This window comes from Arthrobacter oryzae, from assembly GCF_031454875.1.
GTDB lineage: Bacteria > Actinomycetota > Actinomycetes > Actinomycetales > Micrococcaceae > Arthrobacter > Arthrobacter oryzae_D.
The window spans coordinates 341597-367570 of record NZ_JAVDRQ010000003.1 but is presented as its reverse complement, the minus strand read 5'-3'; the positions used below and the strand labels follow the sequence as shown (position 1 = coordinate 367570).

The 25974-nt window shown below is 66.4% G+C and carries 21 protein-coding genes; 16 read left to right on the top strand and 5 right to left on the bottom strand.

What is annotated here, in order from left to right; translation table 11 throughout:
• The first annotated feature begins 99 nt into the window (after positions 1–99).
• The 13 genes from pyrR (at position 100) to J2805_RS07570 (ending at position 15428) form a co-directional block, all read left to right on the top strand.
• Positions 100–684, top strand: coding sequence for a bifunctional pyr operon transcriptional regulator/uracil phosphoribosyltransferase PyrR (pyrR, locus tag J2805_RS07630; protein ID WP_309974561.1), 585 nt, complete (start codon positions 100–102; stop codon positions 682–684).
• Entirely contained in the window at positions 681–1709 is a 1029-nt protein-coding gene (locus J2805_RS07625; RefSeq protein WP_309974558.1) for an aspartate carbamoyltransferase catalytic subunit, read from the top strand. Before pyrR ends, J2805_RS07625 begins: the two co-directional genes overlap by 4 nt.
• Positions 1709–3079 (top strand): dihydroorotase, encoded by a 1371-nt coding sequence (locus J2805_RS07620; protein WP_309974556.1) that lies wholly within the window; start codon positions 1709–1711, stop codon positions 3077–3079. Before J2805_RS07625 ends, J2805_RS07620 begins: the two co-directional genes overlap by 1 nt.
• A complete protein-coding gene (locus J2805_RS07615) occupies positions 3079–3600 on the top strand; it encodes a PH-like domain-containing protein (protein WP_309974553.1) in 522 nt (173 codons plus the stop codon). The genes J2805_RS07620 and J2805_RS07615 overlap by 1 nt, the downstream gene beginning before the upstream one ends.
• Positions 3581–4882: a glutamine-hydrolyzing carbamoyl-phosphate synthase small subunit gene (gene carA, locus J2805_RS07610; protein ID WP_309974550.1), complete on the top strand. Its 1302-nt coding sequence runs from the start codon at positions 3581–3583 to the stop codon at positions 4880–4882. Before J2805_RS07615 ends, carA begins: the two co-directional genes overlap by 20 nt.
• Entirely contained in the window at positions 4882–8226 is a 3345-nt protein-coding gene (carB, locus tag J2805_RS07605; RefSeq protein WP_309974547.1) for a carbamoyl-phosphate synthase large subunit, read from the top strand. The genes carA and carB overlap by 1 nt, the downstream gene beginning before the upstream one ends.
• The gene (pyrF, locus tag J2805_RS07600) at positions 8219–9082 is read left to right on the top strand and encodes an orotidine-5'-phosphate decarboxylase (RefSeq protein WP_309974545.1); all 864 of its coding nucleotides are present in this window, start codon (positions 8219–8221) and stop codon (positions 9080–9082) included. The genes carB and pyrF overlap by 8 nt, the downstream gene beginning before the upstream one ends.
• Positions 9083–9190: 108 nt before the next feature.
• Positions 9191–9541 (top strand): integration host factor, actinobacterial type, encoded by a 351-nt coding sequence (gene mihF, locus J2805_RS07595; RefSeq protein WP_309974884.1) that lies wholly within the window; start codon positions 9191–9193, stop codon positions 9539–9541.
• Complete coding sequence (gene gmk, locus J2805_RS07590) at positions 9538–10110, top strand: guanylate kinase (RefSeq protein ID WP_309974542.1); 573 nt, start codon at positions 9538–9540, stop codon at positions 10108–10110. Before mihF ends, gmk begins: the two co-directional genes overlap by 4 nt.
• A 39-nt stretch (positions 10111–10149) precedes the next feature.
• A complete protein-coding gene (gene rpoZ, locus J2805_RS07585; RefSeq protein WP_011692102.1) occupies positions 10150–10410 on the top strand; it encodes a DNA-directed RNA polymerase subunit omega in 261 nt (86 codons plus the stop codon).
• 54 nt (positions 10411–10464) lie between these two features.
• Positions 10465–11700, top strand: coding sequence for a bifunctional phosphopantothenoylcysteine decarboxylase/phosphopantothenate--cysteine ligase CoaBC (coaBC, locus tag J2805_RS07580; RefSeq protein WP_309974532.1), 1236 nt, complete (start codon positions 10465–10467; stop codon positions 11698–11700).
• Positions 11701–11810: 110 nt separating this feature from the next.
• Complete coding sequence (gene metK / locus J2805_RS07575) at positions 11811–13046, top strand: methionine adenosyltransferase (protein ID WP_309974530.1); 1236 nt, start codon at positions 11811–11813, stop codon at positions 13044–13046.
• Between the two features lie 207 nt (positions 13047–13253).
• A complete protein-coding gene (locus J2805_RS07570) occupies positions 13254–15428 on the top strand; it encodes a primosomal protein N' (RefSeq protein WP_309974527.1) in 2175 nt (724 codons plus the stop codon).
• A 491-nt stretch (positions 15429–15919) separates the two neighbouring features.
• Here the strand turns inward: J2805_RS07570 and J2805_RS07565 are convergent, their stop codons facing one another.
• The 5 genes from J2805_RS07565 to J2805_RS07545 all read right to left on the bottom strand — a co-directional run bounded on the left by J2805_RS07565 (position 15920) and on the right by J2805_RS07545 (position 21220).
• Positions 15920–17137 (bottom strand): IS110 family RNA-guided transposase, encoded by a 1218-nt coding sequence (locus tag J2805_RS07565; protein ID WP_309974525.1) that lies wholly within the window; start codon positions 17135–17137, stop codon positions 15920–15922.
• A gap of 162 nt (positions 17138–17299) precedes the next feature.
• Positions 17300–18376, bottom strand: coding sequence for a glycosyltransferase family 4 protein (locus J2805_RS07560; RefSeq protein ID WP_309974523.1), 1077 nt, complete (start codon positions 18374–18376; stop codon positions 17300–17302).
• On the bottom strand, positions 18373–19302 hold the full coding sequence (locus J2805_RS07555) for an alpha/beta fold hydrolase (protein WP_309974519.1): 930 nt from the start codon (positions 19300–19302) through the stop codon (positions 18373–18375). Before J2805_RS07555 ends, J2805_RS07560 begins: the two co-directional genes overlap by 4 nt.
• 11 nt (positions 19303–19313) lie before the next feature.
• Complete coding sequence (locus J2805_RS07550; protein WP_309974517.1) at positions 19314–20189, bottom strand: aldo/keto reductase; 876 nt, start codon at positions 20187–20189, stop codon at positions 19314–19316.
• A 68-nt stretch (positions 20190–20257) separates the two neighbouring features.
• Positions 20258–21220 (bottom strand): sugar-binding transcriptional regulator, encoded by a 963-nt coding sequence (locus J2805_RS07545; protein ID WP_309974881.1) that lies wholly within the window; start codon positions 21218–21220, stop codon positions 20258–20260.
• 125 nt (positions 21221–21345) lie between these two features.
• Here J2805_RS07545 and J2805_RS07540 point away from each other — a divergent pair, with 125 nt between their 5' ends.
• From J2805_RS07540 to glpK, 3 genes are all read left to right on the top strand, one after another.
• Positions 21346–23175 carry a glycerol-3-phosphate dehydrogenase/oxidase gene (locus J2805_RS07540; RefSeq protein WP_309974513.1) on the top strand — a complete coding sequence of 610 codons (1830 nt, stop codon included), beginning with the start codon at positions 21346–21348 and terminating at the stop codon, positions 23173–23175.
• A gap of 161 nt (positions 23176–23336) precedes the next feature.
• Positions 23337–24086, top strand: a complete 750-nt coding sequence (locus J2805_RS07535; RefSeq protein ID WP_309974510.1) for an MIP/aquaporin family protein — start codon at positions 23337–23339, stop codon at positions 24084–24086.
• 61 nt (positions 24087–24147) lie between these two features.
• A complete protein-coding gene (gene glpK / locus J2805_RS07530; protein ID WP_309974507.1) occupies positions 24148–25662 on the top strand; it encodes a glycerol kinase GlpK in 1515 nt (504 codons plus the stop codon).
• Positions 25663–25974: the final 312 nt, after the last annotated feature.

Here is a 25974-nt window from a genome sequence, read left to right as displayed (position 1 = left end):
GCCGGGCGGCCGGTCAGCGAGGGGCCGTATGGTAATTTTGAAGAGCAAATGTTCCTTTTTTAATTCCGTCCCGTGAGGCGGGGAAAGGGGAGACGAGCGTTGACTTCAGTCACAGAAGCACCGGTTCCGGCCAGGGTTGTGCTCAACTCTGCGGACATTGACCGTGCACTCACTCGTATCGCCCATGAGATCCTCGAGGCCAATAAGGGTTCCCAGGACCTGGTGCTGCTCGGCATTCCGCGCCGCGGCTACCCGCTGGCCGTCCGACTGGCCAGGAAAATTGCAGCTGCCGATCCCACCGTCGACGCCGCCGCCATTGTCGGCCAGCTGGACGTCACCATGTTCCGGGACGATCTGTCCCACCAGCCCACGCGGCCCCCGTATCCCACGCAGCTGCCGCGCACCGGCATCGACAATAAGGTGGTGGTCCTGATCGATGACGTCCTCTACTCCGGCCGGACCATCCGCGCGGCACTTGATGCCATCGTTGACCTCGGCCGTCCGCGCATCGTCCGGCTCGCCGTCATGATCGACCGCGGCCACCGTGAGCTGCCCATCCGCGCCGACCACGTCGGCAAGAACCTCCCCACCTCCTCCTCCGAAAAGGTCCGGGTCCGGCTGGAAGAGACCGATTCCGTTGACGGCACCCCGGTCAACGAAGTGGTCATTGAGGCAGGCGCATGAAGCACCTGCTTTCCACCGAAGACCTCAGCCTGGGCAACGCCATCCGCATCCTCGACACCGCCGAGGAAATGGCGGCAGTGGGGGATCGGGAAGTCAAAAAGCTGCCCGCGCTGCGCGGACGCACGGTAGTGAACCTATTCTTTGAGGATTCCACCCGCACCCGCATCTCCTTTGAAGCGGCAGCGAAGCGGCTGTCCGCTGATGTCATCAACTTCGCCGCCAAGGGATCCTCCGTCTCCAAGGGTGAATCCCTCAAGGACACGGCCCAGACGCTGGCCGCCATGGGGGCAGACGCCGTCGTCATCCGCCACTGGGCCTCCGGTGCGCCGCACCGGCTGGCCGCCACGGACTGGATCGACGCCGCCGTCATCAACGCCGGGGACGGCACCCACGAACACCCCACCCAGGCGTTGCTGGACGCCTTCACCATGCGCCGCCACTGGGCCCGGCTCAACGGGACGCCGTCCGCCGGTGCGGACCTGAAAGGCATGCGCGTCGCCATCGCCGGCGATGTGCTGCACTCCCGCGTGGCCCGCTCGAACGTCTGGCTGCTCCGCACCCTCGGTGCGGAGGTCACCCTGGTGGCGCCGCCCACGCTGCTGCCCATCGGCGTCGGACAGTGGCCCTGCAGCGTCAGCTACAACATGGACGAAACCCTGGCGAAGGGCGTCGACGCGGTGATGATGCTGCGCGTCCAGGGTGAACGGATGAATGCATCCTTCTTCCCCACGACGCGCGAATACTCCCGCCGCTGGGGCTTTGACGACAACCGCCTCCGGGCCCTGGACAAGCTGGGCCTGAAGGACACCATCATCATGCATCCCGGTCCCATGAACCGCGGACTTGAAATTTCCGCCGCGGCCGCGGACTCACCCCGGTCCACAGTCCTGGCACAGGTCCGGAACGGCGTGTCCGTCCGGATGGCCGCCCTGTACCTGCTGCTTTCCGGTGACACCCGCGAACCGGCCGCCACCCCCAACGCCGCCTATTCCATGGCTGCCTATTCCACCAAGGAGAGCCACTGATGGCACACGAACAGCAGGATGCAGCCAACACCGGCGCCTACCTTATCCGCGGTGCGGCGATCCTCGGCGGCGCGGCCGAAGACCTCCTGATCCGCGACGGCATCATCGCCGAACGGGGGCGGGACCTCGCAGCGGACGGCGCCACCGTCATTGAAGCAGCCGGCCTGGTGGCGCTTCCCGGCATGGTGGACATCCACACGCACCTCCGCGAACCCGGACGGGAAGACGCCGAAACGGTGGAGACCGGCACCCGCGCCGCTGCCCTCGGCGGCTACACCGCCGTGCACGCCATGGCCAACAGCAACCCTGTTGCCGACACCGCGGGCGTCGTGGAACAGGTCCACAGCCTGGGCCGCACCGCGGGCTGGGTGGACGTCCGCCCTGTCGGCGCCGTGACCGTGGGCCTCGCGGGCGAGCAGCTGGCCGAGCTCGGCGCCATGGCCGACTCACGCGCACAGGTGCGGGTCTTCTCAGATGACGGCATCTGCGTCCACGATCCCGTGCTCATGCGCCGCGCCCTCGAATACGTCAAGGCGTTCGACGGCGTCGTTGCCCAGCACGCGCAGGAACCCCGGCTCACGGCCGGCGCCCAGATGAACGAAGGCGACGTTTCGGCTGTGCTGGGCCTGACAGGCTGGCCCGCCGTGGCAGAGGAAAGCATCATTGCCCGCGACGTCCTCCTCGCCCAGCACGTCGGCTCCAGGCTCCACGTTTGCCACGTCTCCACGGCCGGATCAGTGGAAATCATCCGCTGGGCCAAAGCCCGGGGGATCAACGTCACCGCCGAAGTGACGCCGCACCACCTGCTGCTCACCGACGAACTGGTCCGCAGCTACGACCCCGTCTACAAGGTCAACCCGCCCCTGCGCACCGACTCCGACGTCCAGGCGCTGCGCGCCGCCCTGGCCGACGGCACCATCGACGTCGTCGGCACGGACCATGCCCCGCACCCCAGCGAACACAAGGAATGCGAATGGGCGCAGGCGGCCATGGGCATGACCGGGCTCGAAACAGCCCTGTCCGTCGTCCAGGACACCATGATCGAAACCGGACTGATGGGCTGGGCGGACTTCGCCCGCGTCACGTCCACTGTTCCCGCCGCAATCGGCCGGGTGGCGGACCAGGGGCGTCCCCTGGAGGCCGGCGAACCCGCCAACGTCACACTGGTGGATCCGGCTGCGCGCTGGACCGTGGACCCTTCTAAGATGGCAACCATGGGCCGTAACTCTCCGTTCGCCGGCAGGGAACTTCCCGGCAAGGTCGTGGCGACGTTCTTCAAGGGCCATCCCACCGTCCTGGACGGACACCTCAACACCCCGTACCGGTATCCGGCCGATGCGCCCGCCACCGCCCCGGCCGGCGGGTACTGATGGACACCAAGCTCCTCTCGCTGGTGACCACGCTGCCGCTTATCGCCCTCGCGCTGGTCCTGATCGGCGTCGGCTGGCGGAACCGGCTGCGGCGCCAGTCCGACGTCGAACAGCTGCCGGCCGTTCCCGCGGAACTGAGCCTGCCGCTGGCCACGGCGGTGGGCCAGTATGTTGCCACCACTACGGCCGGTGACTGGCTGGACCGCATTGCCGTCCATGGCCTTGGAATTCGCACCAACGCCGAGCTCACCGTCCACCCGGAAGGTGTGCTGTTCGAACGTTCCGGAGCAGCGCCCGTTTTCATCCCGGCAGCGAGGCTCACCGGAGTCCGCCAGGAGAGCGGCATGGCCGGGAAATTCGTCGAAAAGGACGGACTCCTGGTGGTCAGGTGGACGCTGGGAAGCCGTGAGCTGGACACCGGCTTCCGGTCCCGGCGCGCCGACGACAAGCCGGTCCTCCTCGAAGCCTTTCAAGAATTGATCTCCGCAGCCCCTCAGGCAGATGCCGATAGTGGAAAGTAACAACGTGACAGAGACAGAAGTGACAGCAAACGCAGGTACCGCACCTGAAACGGAAAGCTCCTCGCCCGCAGTGCTGGTGCTCGAGGACGGCCGTATCTTCCGCGGCCGCAGCTACGGCGCCACCGGGACAGCCCTGGGCGAGGCAGTCTTCGCCACCGGCATGACCGGCTACCAGGAGACCATCACCGACCCCTCCTACGCGCGGCAGCTGGTGGTCCAGACGGCACCGCACATCGGCAACACCGGAGTGAACGCCGACGACGCCGAGTCCCGCCGCATCTGGGTGGCCGGCTACATTGTCCGCGACGCGGCACGCCGGCCTTCCAACTGGCGTTCTGAACGGTCCCTGGACTCCGAACTCGTGGAACAGGGCATCGTCGGCATCCAGGGCGTGGACACCCGGGCCATCACCCGCCACCTGCGCGAACACAAGACCATGCGCGCCGGTATCTTCTCGGGCGAGGCTGCCCGTGCCACCGACAAGGAGCTGGTGGACACGGTCCTGGCCAGCGCCCCGATGGAAGGCGCCCGCCTGGCCGAGGAAGTCAGCGTGGACGAGTCCTACATCGTAGAGCCCAAGGACTGGGGCTGGGACGGCGAACCGCTGTTCAGCATCGCCGCGATCGACCTGGGCATCAAACGGATGACGCCCATCCGCTTCGCCGAACGGGGCATCCGCGTCCACGTCCTGCCCGCCACGGCTACGCTGGCTGACGTCCAGGCAGTCAATCCGGACGGCTTCTTCATGTCCAACGGCCCGGGCGACCCCGCCACCGCCGACAACCAGGTCAAGCTGCTCCGCTCCGTGCTGGACGAGAAGCTGCCGTACTTCGGCATCTGCTTCGGTAACCAGATCCTGGGCCGCGCCCTGGGCTTCGGCACCTACAAGCTCCGCTACGGTCACCGCGGCATCAACCAGCCCGTGATGGACCGCCGCACGGGCAAGGTGGAGATCACCTCGCAGAACCACGGCTTCGCCGTGGACGCACCGCTCGACGGCGCCACCCAAGCTCCCGAGGAGCGCTACGGCCGCGTCGAAGTCAGTCACGTCAGCCTGAACGACGACGTCGTGGAAGGCCTCTCCTGCCTCGACATCCCGGCCTTCTCGGTGCAGTACCACCCGGAAGCCGCCTCCGGACCCCATGACGCCGCCTACCTTTTTGACCGCTTCATTGAGCTGATGGCGGACACGAAGAAGGCAGCCGCGGGTTCCTCCAAGGCCACTGCTACTCCTACGGCTGACAAGCCTTCCACCGATTCCAAGACTGAGGACAAGAAGTAATGCCCAAGAGAACTGACCTTAAGAGCGTCCTGGTCATCGGTTCCGGCCCCATCGTGATCGGCCAGGCTGCCGAGTTCGATTACTCCGGCACCCAGGCTCTCCGCGTCCTCAAGGAGGAAGGCCTGCGCGTTATCCTGGTCAACTCCAACCCGGCCACCATCATGACGGACCCCGAGTTCGCCGATGCCACGTACGTGGAGCCCATCACCCCCGAGGTGGTGGAGAAGATCATTGCCAAGGAACGTCCCGACGCGATCCTGCCCACCCTGGGCGGCCAGACCGCGCTCAACACCGCCATCGCGCTGGACAAGAACGGCGTGCTGGAAAAGTACAACGTGGAACTGATCGGCGCGAACATCGCGGCGATCGAACTCGGCGAAGACCGCGAGAAGTTCAAGGGTGTCGTGGAGCGCTGCGGCGCTGAGTCCGCCCGCAGCCACATCATCCACAGCATGGACGAAGCCATCAAGGCCGCCGAAGACCTCGGCTACCCCATGGTGGTCCGGCCGTCCTTCACCATGGGCGGCCTCGGGTCGGGCCTCGCCTACACGGAAGACGACCTGCGCCGGATCGTGGGCCAGGGCCTGCAGTACAGCCCCACCAGCGAGGTGCTGCTCGAAGAGAGCATCCTCGGCTGGAAGGAGTACGAGCTCGAGATGATGCGGGACAAGAACGACAACGTGGTTGTTGTCTGTTCCATCGAGAACTTCGATCCTGTAGGCGTGCACACCGGTGACTCCATCACGGTGGCTCCCGCACTGACCCTGACGGACCGCGAATACCAGCGCCTGCGCGACATCTCCATCGCGGTCATCCGCGAAGTGGGCGTGGACACCGGCGGCTGCAACATCCAGTTCGCCGTCGAGCCGGACACCGGACGCGTCGTCGTCATCGAAATGAACCCGCGCGTCTCCCGGTCCTCGGCGCTGGCCTCCAAGGCCACCGGCTTCGCCATCGCCAAGATCGCCACCAAGCTTTCGCTGGGCTACACCCTGGACGAGATCCCCAACGACATCACCCAGAAGACCCCGGCGTCCTTCGAGCCCACGCTCGACTACGTCGTGGTCAAGGTTCCGCGCTTTGCCTTCGAGAAGTTCCCCGCGGCGGACCCCACCCTGACCACCACTATGAAGTCGGTGGGCGAGGCCATGGCCATGGGCCGCAACTTCACCGAGGCACTGCAGAAGGCTTTGCGCTCCCTCGAGCAGAAGGGCTCGCAGCTGGACTTCAGCCACGTCCCGGAATACGAAGTGGCCGAGCTGATCGAAAAAGCCAAGCGGCCCACCACCGAACGCCTGCACCAGGTGCAGCGCGCGCTGCTCGGCGGCGCCACGGTGGAGCAGCTCTTCGAGGCCACCAAGATCGACCCTTGGTACCTGGACCAGCTCCAGCTGCTCAACGAGATCTCCCGGGAGATCCGCAAGTCCACCGCACTGACCCAGGAAATGCTGCAGCGCGCCAAGCGCCACGGCTTCTCCGACGAGCAGATCGGCGCGCTCACCAACAACCAGGAAGCCGTGGTCCGCGGCGTCCGGCAGGCCCTCGGCATCCGCCCGGTCTACAAGACCGTGGACACCTGCGCGGCCGAGTTCGCCGCCTACACCCCGTACCACTACTCGTCCTATGACGAGGAGGACGAGGTGGCGCTGCACGCCAAGCCGTCCATCATCATCCTGGGTTCCGGCCCGAACCGCATCGGCCAGGGCATCGAGTTCGACTACTCCTGTGTCCACGCCTCGATGGCCCTCCGCAAGGCCGGCTACGAGACCGTCATGGTCAACTGCAACCCGGAAACCGTCTCCACCGACTACGACGTTTCCACGCGCCTCTACTTCGAGCCGCTGACCCTCGAGGACGTCCTTGAGGTCATCGCGGCGGAGGAACGCACCGGCGGCGTCATGGGCGTGTTCGTCCAGCTCGGCGGCCAGACCCCGCTCAAGCTCGCGCAGCAGCTGGCGGACGCCGGCGTGCCGATCCTGGGCACGTCACCTGAAGCGATCGACCTCGCCGAGCACCGCGGCGCGTTTTCCCGCGTGCTGGACGAGGCGGGGCTGATCTCGCCCAAGAACGGCACCGCCGTCTCCTTCGAGGACGCCAAGAAGATCGCCGACGAAATCGGCTACCCGGTGCTGGTCCGGCCGTCCTACGTGCTGGGCGGACGCGGCATGGAGATCGTCTACGACGAGCCCAACCTCTCCCGCTACATCGCCAACGCCACGGAAATCACCACTGAACACCCGGTGCTGATCGACCGGTTCCTGGAGGACGCCGTCGAAATCGACGTCGACGCCCTCTACGACGGAACCGAAATGTACCTCGGGGGCATCATGGAGCACATCGAAGAGGCCGGCATCCACTCCGGCGACTCCGCCTGCGTGCTGCCTCCGATCACCTTGGGCAACAACGTGATCGAGCGCGTACGGACCGCCACCCTGGCCATCGCCGAGGGCGTGGGCGTCCGGGGCCTCATCAACATCCAGTTCGCCCTGGCCTCCGACGTCCTCTACGTCCTCGAAGCCAACCCGCGGGCCTCCCGTACCGTGCCCTTCGTTTCCAAGGCCACGGGTGTCCAGATGGCCAAGGCTGCTGCCCTCATCGGCACCGGCGTGACCATCAACCAGCTCCGCAGCGCCTACAAGATGCTGCCGGAAACCGGTGACGGCTCCACCCTGCCGTTCGATGCACCCGTCTCGGTCAAGGAAGCCGTGCTGCCGTTCAGCCGCTTCCGCACACCGGAGGGCAAGGTTGTGGACTCCCTCCTCGGCCCGGAAATGCGCTCCACCGGCGAGGTCATGGGCATCGACAAGCACTTCGACACGGCCTTCGCCAAGAGCCAGGCGGCCGCCAACAACGCGCTGCCCACCGAAGGGAAGATCTTCGTCTCCGTGGCCAACCGGGACAAGCGCTCGGTGATCATGGGCGTGAAGCGGCTCTCCGACCTCGGCTTCGAGATCGTCTCCACCGGCGGCACCGCCGACGTCCTGCGCCGCAACGGCATCCAGGCCACCCCGGTCCGGAAGGTCGCCGAGGGCAGCAGCGCCGAAGGCGAAGGAACCATCGCCGACCTCATCATCGCCGGCGAGATCGACATGGTCTTCAACACGCCCTCCGGCGGAGAAGCCCGGATCGACGGCTACGAACTGCGTGCCGCGGCAACCTCCATCGGCATCCCGTGCATCACCACCGTGGCCGAGTTCAACGCCGCGGTCCAGGCCATCGAGGCCTTGCGAACGTACGAATGGTCGGTGACCAGCCTGCAGGAGCACTCCGCTGCCCTGGCGGCCTCGCAGGACAGGGCATCCCAGGAAGCGGCAGTCCACACCCCGGCAGCACAGAATGCCTGAGTCGGCAGCAGCTACGTCCGGCCGGGAGTCCTTCGGCTCCCGGCTCGGGCAGGCCATGGCGGACCGCGGTCCGCTGTGCGTCGGGATCGATCCGCACCCTGCGCTCCTGAAGGCCTGGGGACTGAACGACGACGCCGAGGGCCTCGAGCGCTTCTCGCTCACCGTTGTGGAGGCAGTGGGTTCGCTCGCTGCCGCCGTGAAGCCGCAGGTGGCCCTGTACGAACGGCACGGCTCTGCGGGAATGGCGGTGCTGGAACGCACCCTCGCTGCGGCGGCCGATGCCGGTGTGCTGACCATCGCGGACGCCAAGCGCGGGGACATCGGCTCCACCATGGCCGCCTACGCCGACGCCTGGCTCCGGGACGGCTCATCCCTTGCCGCGGATTCGGTGACCTTAAGCCCGTTCCTGGGCTTCGAGTCCCTGCGCCCGGCACTGGACCTCTCGGCGGAATACGGCCGCGGCGTCTTTGTCCTGGCCCTGACGTCCAACCCGGAAGGCGCCTCCGTCCAGCACGTGGGCGGTTCGGATTCAGTGGCACGCCGGATTACCGAGGCGGCGGCAGCTGAGAACCGCCGGTACGCAGGAACCTTCGGCTCTGTCGGCCTGGTGGTTGGCGCCACTGTGGGTGGAGCCCTGCAGGACCTGCAGTTGGACCTGGAAGCTGTGCGCGGGATCATCCTGGCACCCGGGCTGGGTGCGCAGGGCGCCACGGCCGCGGATCTGCGGGCAACGTTCGGTGCTGCCTATTCGCAGGTTCTTGGTACGTCCAGCAGGGACATCCTCTCCGCGGGGCCAGCTGTCGGCGCGCTCCGCGAGGCCGCGCAGCGTACCTTGGAACCGCTGCTGACCAGCTGATCCGCTGATGTCGGCGTCCATTGATTTCTGCGCCGGGCAAAGGGTAGGTTCAGGAGGACTCCAACGGCTGACGCCTTGGATCCGACTGACGATTCGGGGGTGACGGAAGTGAGCCTACGGCCCTTGACGGAGCAGGAACGCGCGGAAGCCTTGGGCAAGGCGGCAGCGGCACGGGCAGCCCGGGCTGAAGCCAAGGAACAGCTGAAGTCGGGAACGCTCTCCGTGGCTGATCTCATCAGTTCGCAGGACGGCGATTCCGCCCTGGCGCGGATGAAGGTTTCGGAGATGCTTGAGGCCCTGCCCGGCATTGGCCGTGTCAGGGCGGCGGCCATTATGGATGAGCTGGGCATTGCCGCCTCCCGCAGGCTGCGGGGGCTCGGCATTCACCAGCGCCGGGCGCTGGTAGATTTTATGAACGAGAAACAGGTCCATCCGAATAACGCCCAAAGGAATATGTGAGCAAGAAACCGGGACTGACAGTCCTCGCCGGCCCGACGGCTGTTGGCAAAGGCACCGTGTCCACCTACATCCGGGACAACTACCCCGAAGTCTGGCTTTCCGTCTCAGCCACCACGCGTGCCCCGCGCCCGGGGGAGCAGGACGGTGTTCATTACTTCTTCAAATCAGCCGAGGAGTTCGACTCCCTCGTAGCCGGCGGAGAGCTGCTGGAATGGGCGGTGGTCCACGGCCGCAACCGCTACGGCACGCTCCGCAGCACCGTGGATGCCGCCATTGCCGATGGCCGTTCAGTGCTGCTGGAGATTGATCTGCAGGGCGCACGCCAGGTCAAGCAGGCCGTCCCGGAGGCGCAGTTCGTCTTCCTCGCCCCGCCCAGCTGGGAGGAAATGGTCCGCCGCCTGGTGGGCCGCGGCACTGAAACTGCCGAGGAACAGCAGCAAAGACTGGAAACCGCTAAACTAGAACTTGCCGCTGAGCCGGAGTTCGATCACACCGTCATCAATGACGACGTTCGACGCGCAGCGGACGAGCTTGTTTCACTCATGGGGCTGACCCCGCACCCGCACTAGCAGCTGGGTCGGATCGGCCCGCTAGAATTTGGAGAATTCGTGTCCACGAACCTTGAAGGCATCATCAACCCGCCGATCGACGAACTGCTGAAGGCAGCTGATTCCAAGTACGGCCTGGTGATCTTCGGTGCCAAGCGTGCACGTCAGATCAACGCATACTACGCCCAGCTGCACGAGGGCCTGTTCGAATACGTGGGTCCGCTGGTCGACACCAAGCTGAACGAGAAGTCGCTTTCCATCGCCCTGCGCGAGATCAACGAAGGCAAGCTCGTTTCCACGCCGATCGAACCTGCAGAGTAGAACTCTTCAGCCCAGATCTCATCAGACTACAGACTGCCTGTTGACGGAGGTCACGTGCGCATAGTCCTCGGAGTCGGGGGAGGGATTGCCGCCTACAAGGTGGCATCGCTCCTCCGGCTTTTTACTGAAGCCGGCCATAACGTCACGGTGATCCCAACAGAGGCGGCTAACCGCTTCGTTGGGGTTGCCACCTGGGAAGCCCTGTCCGGCAACCCCGTCAGCAACAGCGTCTTCGACGACGTCCCCTCGGTCAACCATGTACGCCTGGGACATGAGGCGGACCTCATCGTCGTGGCTCCGGCCACCGCGGATCTCCTGGCCCGTGCCGCCGGCGGCCACGCCGACGACCTCCTGACGAATACGCTCCTGATGGCTAGCGGTCCCGTGCTGATGGCCCCGGCCATGCACACCGAAATGTGGCTGCACGCTGCGACGCAGGCCAATGTGGAGACGCTGCGGCAGCGTGGCGTGACGGTCCTCGAACCCGCCAGCGGGCGGCTCACCGGTTCGGATTCAGGTCCCGGCCGGCTGCCCGAGCCGGAGGCCATTTTCGAGGCCGCCCTCGCCCTGATGCAGGACGGCGGGGTTCCCGCGCAACTGCCGCTGGCAGGCCGGACCGTCACCATCAGCGCAGGCGGCACGCGTGAACCGCTGGACCCGGTCCGGTTCCTCGGCAACCGCTCCTCCGGGAAACAGGGCGTTGCCCTGGCGGTGGCCGCCCGCAACGCCGGAGCCAACGTCCGGCTGATCGCCGCCCACATGGAAGTCGCGGTGCCCGCCGGCGTCGAGGTGGTGCGGGTGGAGACAGCGGTGCAGCTTCGGGAGGCGGCGCTGCGCGCAGCAGCCGACTCCGACGTCGTGGTGATGGCCGCCGCCGTGGCGGACTTCCGGCCCGCTGAGGTTTCGGACACCAAGATCAAGAAGCGGGACGACACCGCCGATCCGGTCATCAGCCTGCTCCGCAACCCGGATATCCTGCAGGAGCTCGTGGAGGTCCGGGCAGCAAACAAGCCGGGCCAGCTGATTGTGGGCTTCGCAGCCGAAACCGGCGACGCCCACGGGGATGTGCTCGCGTATGCCGAGGCCAAGCTGCGGCGGAAGGGCTGCGACCTGCTGGTGGTGAACCACGTGGGGGAGGGCCTGGTGTTCGGACAGGACCATAACTCCGTGGTCATCCTTTCCCGCTCCGGCTCCGAACCACAAGCGGCGGCCGGTTCAAAGGATGACGTTGCGGCCGCCGTGATTGACCGCATCAGTTCTGAGCTGAGCCGCGTTTTTCCACGATCCTGATTTTCGCGATGCGGTATCCCAAGAGCCTGAGAGCCCGGCGTGTGCAAGGCCTCCTTAGCAGGGGGACACATGCCGAGGCCTGACCGAATCCTAACCAGTAAGGTAGTTGAGTGACTTTACCGCTGCACATTCCCGCATCCCACGGCGCAACGCCGCCATCCCTGCGTCTCTTCACGTCAGAGTCAGTGACGGAAGGACATCCGGACAAGATCTGCGACCAGATCAGTGATGCGATCCTGGATGCCCTGCTGGCGAAGGACCCCGAGTCCCGCGTGGCGGTCGAAACCCTGGCCACCACCGGGCTGGTGCACGTTGCGGGCGAAGTCACTACAGACGCCTACGTAGAGATCCCGCAGATCGTTCGCGAGACCATCCTTGGAATCGGCTACGACTCCTCGGCCAACGGTTTCGACGGTGCCCGCTGCGGTGTTTCCGTGTCCATCGGCCAGCAGTCCAACGACATCGCCGGCGGCGTATTCAATTCCCTGGAGGCCCGCGAAGGCCGCCAGGAAGACGACTACGACCTCCAGGGAGCCGGCGACCAGGGCCTCATGTTCGGCTATGCCAGCGACGAGACGCCGTCCTACATGCCCGTCCCGATCTGGATTGCGCACCGCCTCTCGGAGCGGCTCACCGAGGTGCGCAAGAACGGCGAGCTTCCGTACCTCCGCCCGGACGGCAAGACCCAGGCCACCATCGGCTACGACCGCGACCGCCCTGTTTCCGTTGAAACCGTCGTGATCTCCAGCCAGCACGCGGAAGGCGCCAGCCTCGAGCAGCTGCGCGCTGACCTCGCCGCGCACGTGATCGATCCCGTGCTGGCGGCAGCCAACCTGGACATCTCCCGGACCCGCAACATCCTCAACCCTGCCGGTGCATTCGTGATCGGCGGCCCTGTTGGCGACGCCGGACTGACCGGCCGCAAGATCATCGTGGACACCTACGGCGGCATGGCCCGCCACGGCGGCGGTGCGTTCTCCGGCAAGGACCCGTCCAAGGTTGACCGCTCAGCGGCTTACGCGATGCGGTGGGTAGCGAAGAACGTGGTTGCCGCGGGACTCGCCAAGCGGGCCGAGATCCAGATCGCCTACGCCATCGGCCAGGCACGGCCCGTGGGCACCTACGTTGAGACCTTCGGCACGGAAACCGTGGATCCGGAGCGCATCAGCCAGGCGATTGCAGAGATCTTCGATCTCCGTCCCCGTGCCATCATCGACGCGCTGGACCTCAAACGACCTATCTACGCCAAGACCGCGGCTCACGGGCACTTCGGCCGCGATGATCCCGACTTCACCTGGGAGCGGCTGGACCGGGTGGACGAGCTCAAGGCGTTCTTCAACGCCTAGGAACCACCGCCCGCGCACCAACTGAACTGTGATGAGCCGCGGCGTAAGCACACGCCCCGGAATAATTGTCGGTGCCGTGTGTTTGGCTGTAGCAGGGCCCCCGTCCGGGCGGCCCTGCTACAGTGCTTTCCCGCTGACGGCGCTGAGGTCTGCTGCCCCTAACCGCCGGCCCCAGTGCTGGCAGCATGCTGAATGGAGGTTGGTCCCGTGGCTTCCTTTTCGGGCGACGGATCCGCCGCCGAGGAACCGCTCCAGCTGTCACTGCTCCAGGGGTTCCCGGCGGGCCGTCCGCAGTCTCCCGGCGGACCCGCCCTCGCAACCCGGCTGCCCGTTGCCCGGGTGCTCATCGAGTCCTCGCTGCCCCACCTGGACAGGCCGTTCGATTACAGCGTGCCGGCGTCGCTGGACGGCGCCGCGCAGCCTGGCGTCCGCGTCAAGGTCAAGTTCAACGGACAGGAACTCAGCGGCTTCATCCTGGACCGGCTCGCTGAATCCGACGCCGGGCACACTCTCGTACCGCTCCACAAGGTGGTGTCGACCGTTCAGGTGCTCACGCCTGAGCTTGCCGAACTCGCAGGCAAAGTCGCCGCCCGCTATGCCGGCACCCTGAGCGACGTGCTGCGGGTGGCCATTCCGCCGCGGGTGGCCAGACTGGAGAAGGAACTGGCCGCGGAAGGCACACTCTCCGCCGGCCCGCCCGTCGCCGAAGCAGGCCCCGCTGGGGAAGTTGCAGCTGAGGCACGGGAACCGGCTGACGTCCGCGTTTCCGCCACAGCGGAGCCGTGGTCGCGTTACCTCAACGGTGCTGCCTTCCTTCAGCACCTGAGGGCTGGGGAGTCGCCGCGTGCGGTCCTCAGCGCACTCCAGGGCTTCGGCCCGGCCGGCTGGCCAGCACTCATTGCCGAAGCCGTGGCGGCCGTCCGCGCCTCGGGCCGCGGCGCTGTGGTGGTGGTGCCGGACTACCGCGACCTGGACCGGGTCGAGGAGGCCCTGGCCGCCCTCCTGCCCCGCGAGGACATTGCCCGGCTCACCGCCGACGACGGCCCGACCCCCCGCTACCGCAGCTACCTTCGGATCCTCGCCGGCAACGCCGGGGTTGCCGTGGGCACCCGCTCGGCAGCGTATGCCCCCGTGCACAATCTGGGCCTCGTGGTGTGCTGGGACGACGGCGACGACCTCCACATCGAGCAGCGGTCCCCCTACGCACACAGCCGGGAAGTCCTCCTCCTTCGGGCGGAGCAGGAGGGTGCTGCCTGCCTCATGGCAGCACATACGCGCAGCACTGAACTCCAAAGGCTGGTGGACGCCGGCTGGGCCAGGGCCGTTGAGGCCGACCGGCCGGAGGTCCGCCGGACGGTGCCCCGTGTCCTGAACACGGCGGACAGCTTTGAACAGGAACGCGACCCCCTTGCCCGGATCGCCCGGCTGCCCGGCGCGGCCTGGCGCGCGGCCAAGGAAGGGCTGGAGCGCGGCCCTGTCCTGGTCCAGGTGGCCCGTTCCGGTTACGCCCCGTCGCTGGTCTGCGACTCCTGTCGGGAACCCGCGCGCTGCACGGCCTGCAGCGGACCGCTTGCAGTGGCCGGCGCCGCCGGCAGTTCAGCCGTGCCCCAATGCCGCTGGTGTTCCGCTCCCGCGCCGGCCTGGCGCTGCAGCCACTGCACCAGCTCGAGGCTGCGCCGCTCCGCCACGGGCGTCCTGCGGACCGCAGAGGAACTGGGCCGTGCCTTCCCCGGCAAGCCTGTCATCACCTCGTCCGGGGACCACGTCAAGCCCGCTGTCCCGGACACAAAAGCCTTGGTCGTGGCCACCGTGGGGGCCGAACCTGTGGCAGCCGGCGGTTATGCGGCCGCACTGCTGCTGGACGGGGATTCGTTGCTGCGCCGCGAGAACCTCCGCGCGGGGGAGGACGCCGTCCGGCGCTGGTTCAACGCCGCAGCGCTGGTAAAGCCCGCCCGCGAGGGCGGCCTAGTTGTCATTACCGCCGATGACACGGCCGGGGTAGGTGCGCTGCTGCGCTGGGACGCCGGGGGATATGCCCGGCGCGAACTCGCACTGCGTCAGGAGCTCCACTTGCCTCCGGCAGTCCGGATTGCCTCCGTAACCGGCGGTCGCACCGCCGTCGGGCACTTCACTGAGGCAATTGAAAAGCAGCTGGCACGGCAGGACATTTCCCTGCGCACGGCCGGTCCGGCGCCGCTGCTGCTGTCCGACGCCCGCGCCGGCCAGCGGGAAGCCGGGGAGGATGTGCGCACCCTGCTGTTCATCCCTTATTCCCGCGCGGCCGAGGCCACCCGGGTGATGAGGGCGGTCAAGGCCGCCGCGGCGGCCAGGCGCAGCGATGATCCGGTGCAGCTACGGCTCGACGGCGTTGACGTGCTCTAGCTGGCTATAGGTCCTGTCAACGGCCGGCGTGACCGTGCGGGATTGCGTTCCGGGGTGAGCCGGCGTGGGTCGAGCGTTTGTGTTGCGGCTGGCGGTTCGGGGGCTGCACCGGGGTGGTTCCGGGGGGCGCCCACGCTGACTTATGCGACCTCGGGGCAGATTGCCGGGTCATCTGGCGTCGTTCGGGCTGCGGCCGGGGCGAAGGGCCGGGCGCCAAGCTAGAAGCGGCGTAACGCGGAAGCGTCCGCCATAGCCGAGACGGCGTCTGTTCCGGCCCTTCGTCGGTTCCAGCGTCTCACCGCCGGGCCTTGTTGTGAAGGAGGATAACAGGGCACCTCCTCGAGTTTGGGGGCGGATTCCGGGCCAGCCCGATGGTGCGCTGCGGCGTGTTCGCTGTCAAGGTCGTTCGTCCTCGCTGCGCTGCGGGCGCTCCACTTTGACTGCTCCCCGGCCGGCAGCGCGGGCGGCAGGTAGCCGGAAGCCCTGGTTGCTCAGGCCCAGCGGGCGGGATCGTAGGCTGCCTGGTCACGCACGAGGGCGTAGGCTATCCGGTTGGCGCGGTGGGCCATCGCACAGGCGATGACTCCACCGTCCTTGCCTCGCTCCTTCAGTGCGGCGGCGTAGGCCCGGCCGGGTTCGTCGCTCAGCCGCAGGCCCACGCCCAGATCGATCAGGGCCCTGCGCAGGGTGACGCTGCCTTCGCGGCTGATGGAACCATCACGGCGCTTGCCTGCGGATTCGTACTGCGCCGGCGAGAGTCCGGAGGCCCGGTATATCTGGGACGGCCCCGGCCACCGATGCGGGTCACCCACGGCAGCGCCATAATTGCCTGCGCGCACCACACCCCAACCCGGTGTACTGGTCAGGGTCGCGAACGGGCTCAGCGGCAGTAGCCGTGCGAACTCGGCCTCGGCCGCCTCGATCTGCGCGTCCAGATCCGCCAGAAGGACCAGATCTGCGGCCAACACGTCTCTGGCGACGGCCGCATCGGGCATGGGCAGCGCATTCCGTGCCGCGGTGACCAACCGCTCGGCCATCGGCCGGCGCACCTGAAGCCCCCGGACACCCGCGAAGCGGATGAACCGCCCAGCGCCCAGGGCCGCGAGCCTGTGGGGGTCGCCGAAGTGCTCGGCGAGGAGCCGTCCGACCAGTGTGCCCAACACATCGGGCAGGACCAGGCCCAGCCCCGGGAAACACCGGTCCAGCTGGCCCAGCAGCTGATTCTTCGTCGCCGTCCGGCTCTGGACCCTGCGGGTCCGGTGCGCCGACCAGGCAACCAGGTCACCGATCACCAACTCCCGGGCCCGCACCGGGGTCCCGCGGTCGGCGAGCACCAACTCAGTGATTGCTTCCAGATCGATCGCATCGGTCTTGACCCTGCGCCTGCCCTGGACGCGCCGCTGCTCGGCTACGTGCGCCGGGTTAAGCTCCAGGACTTCCCACCCGGAAGGCCACACGGACGGTGCCAACAGAGGAAGGTGGTAATGTCCGGCAGCCTCGATTCCCACCTTCACCAGAGCCCCGCCTCCGGGCAGCACCCGGCAGACCCGCGCCAGGACCGATTCCAGTCCAGGTCCGGTCATTTCAAAACCCACTGGTCCAAGCAAACGCTTACGGTCGCCGCCGGTGACCGACAACTCTGCCCTCAATTTGCCAACATCGACAGCAACAACAGCCAAGATCCCGACCACGGCATCATCAACTGACATAACCTCCACCTCCGGAAGACGACGGGAGGACCCCACGGATCAACGCCAGATCCTCTAACGAATCTGATACATCCCGTACTGACAGCTCCGGAGGTGTTTGTGAAGGACTAACTCAACTCATATCAGCCGATATGCCCCAGCCAGCCCCTGCGGGGCTGTGCCTCAGCGCCTGTTGATCCGGGCCGCCTCTTCGGCCAGCCGGACCAATTGCCGGGCGGAGTGCGCCCAGCTGAATTCCGCTGCACGTTCCACGGAACGTTGTGACTGCGCCTTCCACACCTCCGGCTGCTCCAGCCGCCGGACGGCCTCGGCGAACTCCGACGGCGAATCCGGATGGACATAGCTGACGGCGTTATGGCCCACTTCGCGGAAAATGGGAATGTCGCTGGCGATGACGGGTGTGCCGTGGGACATCGCCTCCACCAGGGGAAGGCCGTAGCCTTCTGCCCGGGAGAGGCTGATCAGGGCTGTGGTCCGGGCCAGCAGCGCCTCATACTTCGCGTCCGTCACGCCGTTGTGGAAGACGACATTGGCACCCTCCGGCACCAGGGCCTCGAGTTCCGCCTTGCGCTGCGGCGTAATGCGGCTCAGGAGGTGAAGGGTCATGTCGGGCAGTCCGGCCATTCCCCGGACCATGGTCTCCACGTTCTTGTACGGCATGAAGGAACCCATGTAGAGCAGCGTCTTGTCCGCGCCCGCACCGGGATCGCGCGGAGTGTGGCCGTGCTGGGGCGCGTTTCCCACAATCCGGACCGGCCGCTTGGTGAGGCTGTGTTTTGCGATCAAAGCCTCGGTGGTGTGGCTGATGGTTGCCACGACGTCGGCCCGGTTCAGGAGCAGTCGCTGCGGCCAATAGGCCTTGTGATACAGACGCCAGAGCAGCCGAACGGGCGCCGGCAGGAACCCCGGCGGGGCAGGGTGTTCATAGTAGATCAGGTCGTGCAGGGTCAGCACCAGGCCGTATTTCCGGCCAAACGTCCCCATCGTCTGCATCGGGCACACCACCACGTCGGCACCCAGCTTGTTGACCTTGGCAGCCACAAAGAGTTCGGCAGGGGAGAGCGGGCTGTTGATCAGCGTGTAGGGCACGTCCGGCAGCAGCGCGAGCTGCCGGGGGTCGCTGATGAGCATTGAGACGTCCGCTATTTTGGCGGTGGCCGCGATCAGGCTGGCGCCATACCTGCTGATGCCGTCGTGGTGGTCCAGCCGGGTGAAGCGGGCGTCGATAATGATTTTCACGCGGGATGGTCCTTCAGGAAGCGTCTGATGAAGCCGGCGGCCGGTTCGGGGGTTTCGTAGTGGATCAGGTGCCCGACGCCGGGAATGACGTGGAGGGCGCCGTCCGGAAGGAGCGCCGCCAGTTTGTGCTGGTCCGGGAGCATCGCTATCTCATCCTTTTCCCCCGCAACCAGGAGTACCGGCAGGGTGAGGTTCCGGGCTACTTCGGAGACGTTGCTGCCCACGGATGCCTTGAAGGATTCCAGCAGGCTGTCCCGGTTGGCGAAGGCGGAGAAATAGGCGTTGTGCTGCCCGTGGATGAACCTCAGGAGCTGCTTGTCCCGCGTCTTTGCCATGGCCACGCTCATGACCCTGACGATGAGCCGGCTGCGGAGCAGGTAAAGCCCCAGTGCGCGGGGGAGCCTGGCGGAGGCCTCGTAGTAGAGGACCGCCAGTTTGGTCATGACGCCCTTGGGCCCTTCCAAGGCCGGTGCCGCAATCGGGTTGATGAGGATCAGCGGGAAGACAGCATGGGGATTGGCCGCCACGAAATGGCTGGCGATGATCGATCCGAAGGAGTGTCCCAGGAGCACGGTTTCCGGCCCGAGGCCCAGGGCGGCCATGAAGTCACCGATGAACTGTCCGTACCGCCTGACGCTGTGCACGCCGTCGGTAAACGCATCCGAGCTGCCAAAGCCCGGAAGGTCAGGCATGATGAGGCGCATTTCGGGCAGCTGGTCCGCGATCCTGAGCAGGCCGTGGTGGTCGCCGCGGAAGCCGTGGATCACCAGGATGGTCCTGGTTTCCGGCGTCACGCGCACAGGCTCGTACACCCAGTAGTCGATGTTGCAGCCCTGCAGGTCCACGTTGGCGGCCCGGGTTCTGGCGTCGAGTTGCCCGCTGAAGAGGGGCGGGGCCTGTGCCTGTCCCGTGTCCACTTGTTCCATGGTTTTGAATCCTAGTTGACGTTGTCCGGGTGGGAGCCTGTGCGGTGGCCTCGTTCCAGGCCGGCCAGGGCAGCCATCCCTGCGGCGTCCAGGGTGAACCCGAAGACGTCCATGTTCTCGCGGATCCTGGCGTAGGAGCTGGCTTTCGGGATCACCACGTTGCCCAGCTGAAGGTGCCACCTCAGGATGATCTGGGCGGCGGTCCGGCGATGCGCCGCTGCGAGTTCCAGGACCACCGGATCCGCAAGCACCTGGCCCCGGCCCAGCGGGCTCCACGCCACGGTGCGGATACCCAGCCTGTCGTGCAGCCGGCGGAGTTCGTCCTGCTGGAGCCACGGGTGAAGTTCGATCTGGTTCACGGCGGGAACCACCTCCGCGCGCTCGAGCAGGTGCTCCAGATGTGCGGGCTGGAAGTTGGACACTCCGATCGCCCGGATCCTGCCCTCGCGGTACAGGGTTTCCATGGCCCGGTAGCTTTCGGTGAAGAGCCCGCGGCGGGCACATGGCCAGTGGATGAGGTACAGGTCCACATACTCCATGCCCAGATTCGACATGGACGCGTCAAAGGCGCGCATCGTGGCGTCGTAGCCATGGTCGTCGTTCCACACCTTCGTGGTGACGAACAGGTCCTCGCGGGAGAGTGCCGGGGACGCCTCGCCGGAGCCTCCGCCGGCTGCGCTGCCCCCGAAACCGGACAGCGCTCCGATGGCCTTGCCCACCCCGGTTTCATTGCCGTACATGGACGCGGTGTCGAAGTGCCGGTAACCGGCTTCGAGGGCCATGGTCACGAGGCCCGCCGCGTCGGCCGGAGGAACCTTGTAGAGACCGAAGCCCAGTTGGTCGATCAGCACACCGTTGTTAAGGCTCAGTCGGGGCGAGTTTTTCATAGCACTGACTCTACCGACTCGGCGCCGCGGCCTCCCGGGGACAGGCCGTCGGGCGGTCAGCGGAGACGTCAGGACGGCCCGTCAAAACTGACGAGCCGCCGCGCCATGGCTTCATCGAGGATCAGGTCCGTGGCCAGCCCGGCGGCGAGTGCGCCGCGCAGGCCGTTGATTTTTGAGGCGCCCGAGACGACGCAGATCCTGCGCCGGACCTGCCGCAACTGTGTCAGGGCCGGACCGGTGGACCTTTCGTTGAGCGTGATGCCGTCAGAGGACCCGTCACCCCGGAAAAACACGGTGGCCACGTCACCCACCACGTCGGAGTTGGCCAGGATGTTCAGGTCGTTCTCGTCGAGGTAGCCGCCGGCATAGACGTGGCTGGGGTAGTCGGCGTCCACGGAGCCCACGCCGAAGATGGCGATGCTCATGCGCGACTGGAGTTCAAGGATGCGCTGGACGCTGCGCTCATTCCACATGGCTGTCTTGGTGGCGGCGTGGTCGAAAAAAGCCGGAACCGGAAACTGCTCCACCCGCGCACCGTACGCGCTGCCGAACCTGCGCATGATGTCACTCGCATACGTGATGCCGGTGGTTTGCATGTTGCCGGCACCGTTGAGCTGGACAATCACACTGTCATGGGTGATCTTGCGCGTAAGGTGCCGGCTGACGGCGCTGAGCGTGGATCCCCAGGCGACGCCAATGATGGCGTTGGAGTCGACCAGCGGGCCGATGGTCCTTGCAGCCTGCATGGCCACTCTGTCAAGGGTCTCCGCCTCATTCAAGGTCTCCACGACCGGAACGACGTGGACATCCACCCCGTATTGGGCACGGATCATGTGCTCCAGTTCGGGGCCGGTGTCGAGCGGATTGCGGATCTGGATCTGGACAAGTCCGGTCTCCCGGGCAGCGGAAAGTAGCCGTGAAACCGTGGATCTGGAGGTCCTCAGCTCCCTGGCTATGGCGTCCATCGTGAGGTCCTGGAGGTAATACAGTTGTGCAGCTCTGAGGGCTTCTGAGTGGCGTGAGCGCGGCATCCCGGTTCCGTTCTGCACGTTTGTGCATAGTCCTTGACTCCATTTTCCATTACTCCAAACAATAGTGGAGAACGGCGCCGCGCACTGAAGCGCGCCGCACAGGACCAAACCCCAAAGGAGCAGTTTTGGGAACCAAGGATTCATCCGGCCATTCGGCCTTCAGCCGCCAGCGCGCATCGGTGCAAAGCCTGCGCCGGCGCCCCCGGGCCCAAGTCCTGATCATCGGCGGCGGGATCAACGGAGTAGGTACCTTCCGCGATCTGGCCCTGCAGGGAGTGGACGTTGCGCTCGTCGAACGGGGCGACTACTGCCAGGGTGCCAGCGGTGCATCGTCGCACATGATCCACGGCGGAATCCGGTATTTGGAAAACGGTGAGTTCCGGCTGGTCCAGGAGTCCGTGGTCGAACGCAACAGGCTCCTTCGCATCGCTCCCCACTACGTCAAGCCACTCCAGACCACCATCCCGATCTTCAGCACCTTCTCCGGCGTGTTGTCGGCGCCGCTGCGGTTCCTGACCCACAAGCAGCAGGGCAAGCCGAAGGAACGCGGGGCGTTCCTTATCAAGCTCGGCCTGAGCATGTACGACTTCTTCTCCCGCGACGGCGGCACCGTTCCCCGCCACCAGTTCCGCGGCAGGAAGCGCGCCCTGGCGGAGCTGCCGCGGCTGCATCCCGGCATCAAATACACTGCCACCTACTTCGACGCCTCGGTCCACAACCCGGAGCGGCTCACCCTGGATGTGCTCCAGGACGGCGAGAAGGCGGGCACGGCCGGCCCCAGCGATGCGCGCGCCAGCAACTACCTTTCGCTTGTCTCCATGGGCGGAGCCGCCGGGACGCGGACCGGCTCCACCGGCGGCAGCACGGTCCAGCTGCGTGATGAACTCACCGGCGAGGTTTTCGACTTCACCGCTGACGTCATCGTCAACACCACGGGCGCTTGGGTGGACCTGACCAACGAGGCCATGGGTGCCGCGTCCATGTTCATGGGCGGCACCAAGGGCTCGCACGTCGTGCTGGACCACCCCGGCCTCCTCGAAGCCTGCAACGGCCGCGAGATCTTCTTCGAACACACCGACGGGCGGATCGTCCTCATCTACCCGATGGGCGACCGCGTCCTGGTGGGAACAACGGACGTCGATGCCGACATGGCCGAGGACGCCGTGTGCACCGACGCCGAGATCGACTACTTCTTCGACCTGATCGGCCATGTGTTCCCGGATATCGCCGTCAGCAGGGACCAGATTGTCTACACCTTTTCCGGTGTCCGCCCGCTGCCCAAGCATGATGCCACGCAGCCGGGCTTTGTCAGCAGGGACTACCGGATCGAACGCCGCCCCTCCCGGACCGGCCGGTCGGAAGCCGGCGGCGGGCAGGGAGCGGACGCCGGCGGCAGCGGCGCCGTCGTCCTCAGCCTTGTGGGCGGCAAATGGACCACGTTCCGGGCGCTGGCCGAACACCTGACGAATGACGTCCTCCGGGAACTGGGCCTGGAACGGAAAATTTCGACGGCGAAACTCGCCATCGGCGGCGGCGCCGGGTTCCCGGATAGCCAGGCCGGAGTCCAGCGCTGGATCAAGGCCCACATGTCCGCGGACCGCGACGCCGACCGGGTTTCCGGGCTGCTGACCCGCTACGGAACCCGCGCCGAGGAAGTCATGGACTTCCTCGATGCCGGTCCGGACCGGCTCCTGCACTCCACCCGGGAACTCAGCGTCCGCGAACTGGAATTCATGGCCCGCAACGAACAGGTGGGACACCTCGTGGACGTCCTGATCCGGCGCACTTCCCTGGCCTTCCGCGGCCTGGTGACGGGCGAACTCCTCAACGAGGCGGCCGAGGTCCTCGCGGTTCCGCTGGGATGGGACGCCGCAACCCGGGCCGCCGAAATCGACCACGCCCAGGAGGTGCTTGAACGCTTCCACCGCGTCCAGGTCCACAGCCTGGTCGCCTAACAGGCTTGCGTGCCCGGGCAGGAATGCCCGGGCGCAAGGGCTGCGCGGTTCCGCTGGAGCAGCAGCCGGCGCAGCAGCCGGCCGGCATCGCAACAACATTGCCGGCCCAACAGCCCTTCAAACTCGCGAAGGGCTGACAACAGAAAATAGAGGAGTCAAAGATGTCTCTTGGAATTGTTTTCCTTTCCGAAGTATTCGGAACCGCAATGCTGACCCTGCTGGGTTGCGGGGTTGTGGCAAACGTCGCGCTCAAAGGCACCAAGGGCAACAACGGCGGATTCCTAATGGTCACATGGGGGTGGGGCATCGCAGTCTTCGCCGGCGTCTATGTCGCCGCACGGTCCGGCGCGCACCTGAACCCTGCCGTTACCCTGGGCCTGCTGATCAACGGAAAAGCGGAGTATGCTCCCGGCGTCAGTGTCGACTTCGCTTCCACGCTGACCTACTTCGGCGGTGAATTCCTGGGCGCGTTCCTGGGTGCAGTCGTCATGTGGCTCGCCCACAAGCAGCACTTTGACGCCGAACCGGAACCCGCCAGCAAGCTCGCCGTCTTCTCCACCGGGCCGGCCATCCGTTCCACCCCCTGGAACCTGGTCACCGAGATCATCGGCACGTTCGTACTCGTCTTCGTCATCCTGACGTTCGGCGGGACGCCTTCCGGCCTCGGCCCGCTCGCAGTGGCCCTGCTGGTTGTTGGCATCGGCGTCTCCCTTGGCGGGCCCACCGGCTACGCCATCAACCCCGCCCGTGACCTTGGCCCCCGCGTTGCGCACGCACTGCTCCCCATCAAGGGCAAGGGTTCCAGCGACTGGAGCTACTCCTGGATCCCGGTTGTCGGACCTCTCGTCGGCGGTACCCTCGCCGGCGTCGTCGCGGCAATAGTCCCCATCATCGTCACGGCCGCCGCCTGATCACCCCTGCAGACCACCACACACAGACCAAGCCCTTCAGACAACAGACAAGGACGTCAACATGAACCAGTACGTAATCGCCATCGACCAGGGCACCACCAGCACGCGCGCCATCGTCTTCGACCACAGCGGCAGCATTGTCTCTTCCGGCCAGATGGAACACGAGCAGATCTTCCCGCAGGCCGGCTGGGTGGAGCATGACCCCGCCGAAATCTGGGACAACACCCGCGAGGTCATCGGGTCGGCCCTGTCCAAGGCGAACCTGACCCGGCACGACATCGCCGCCGTCGGCATCACCAACCAGCGCGAAACAGCCGTGGTGTGGGACAAGACCACAGGCAAGGCCATCTACAACGCCATCGTCTGGCAGGACACCCGCACCCAGGGCATCGTCGATGAACTGGCCAGGGACGGCGGGCCGGAGCGTTTCAAGCAGAAGGTGGGCCTGCCGCTGGCCACGTACTTCTCCGGCACCAAGATCAAGTGGATCCTGGACAACGTGGAAGGCGCCCGGGAGAAGGCCGAGGCGGGCGACCTGGTGTTCGGCAACACTGACTGCTGGGTGCTGTGGAACCTCACCGGCGGCGTCGACGGCGGCGTGCACGTCACCGATGTCACCAACGCCTCACGGACCATGTTCATGGACCTCGAAACGCTCTCGTGGGACCAGGAGATTCTCGACGCCTTCGGCGTTCCGGCTTCCATGATGCCCGCCATCAAGTCCTCCTCCGAGGTCTACGGCAACGTCCACACCTCCCAGCTGCTGCGCGAAGTGCCGGTATCCGGCATCCTCGGCGATCAGCAGGCGGCAACGTTCGGCCAGGCCGCGTTTGAGGCCGGCGAGGCAAAGAACACGTACGGAACGGGCTGCTTCCTGATCTTCAACACCGGGGAGGAAATTGTCCACTCCAAGAACGGGCTCCTCACCACGGTGGGCTACAAGCTGGGGGATGCCGCGCCGCACTATGCGCTGGAGGGCTCCATCGCCGTGACGGGATCCCTCATCCAGTGGCTGCGCGACAACCTCGGCATGATCAGCAGTGCCCCGGAGGTGGAGACGCTCGCCGCCTCGGTCAAGGACAACGGCGGCGTCTACATCGTGCCGGCGTTCTCCGGACTGTTCGCACCGTATTGGCGTTCCGACGCCCGCGGCGCCATCGTGGGCCTGACCCGGTTCGTGAACAAGAACCACATCGCCCGCGCGGCGCTGGAGGCCACCGCGTTCCAGACCCGTGAGGTGCTGGACGCCGTCAACGCGGACTCCGGTGTTCCGCTCACGGAGTTGAAGGTCGACGGCGGCATGGTTGCCAACGATGCGCTGATGCAGTTCCAGGCGGACATCCTGGGCGTCCCGGTGATCCGGCCCAAGGTGGTGGAGACAACCGCCCTCGGTGCCGCCTACGCCGCAGGCCTGGCCGTCGGGTTCTGGAAGGACCTGGGGGAGTGCTCGGCCAACTGGTCCGAGGACAAGCGCTGGGAGCCCAAGCTGGACCAGGCGGAGCAGGACCGCCAGATGCGTCTCTGGCGGAAGGCAGTCACGAAGTCCATGGACTGGGTCGACGAGGACGTGAAGTAGACCCGGCGAGCCTATGCCTTCGCTGTTAAGGGGGCCCCGCCCGTCCCCTGCTGCTCCCGACGCTCGCAAGCTCGCGTCGGGGCCCTCGCAGCAGTGGGCCCATCGCGGACGCCCGATGCCGCTCCCGGGCCCCCTTAACAGCTCGGCATTTCCGAGCCGGTCGAATTCAGCCGCTCGTAGCGACTTGCGTTTAGCGTGAGGTGGAGGTGCGCTAAAGTAGTTCTATGCGTGCGATCCTTCTGCTTAGCTAGCCGCCCGGTATCCCGACCAAATACGGATTGCCGAGCGGCCGCCCCTCCATGTCGAGGGGCT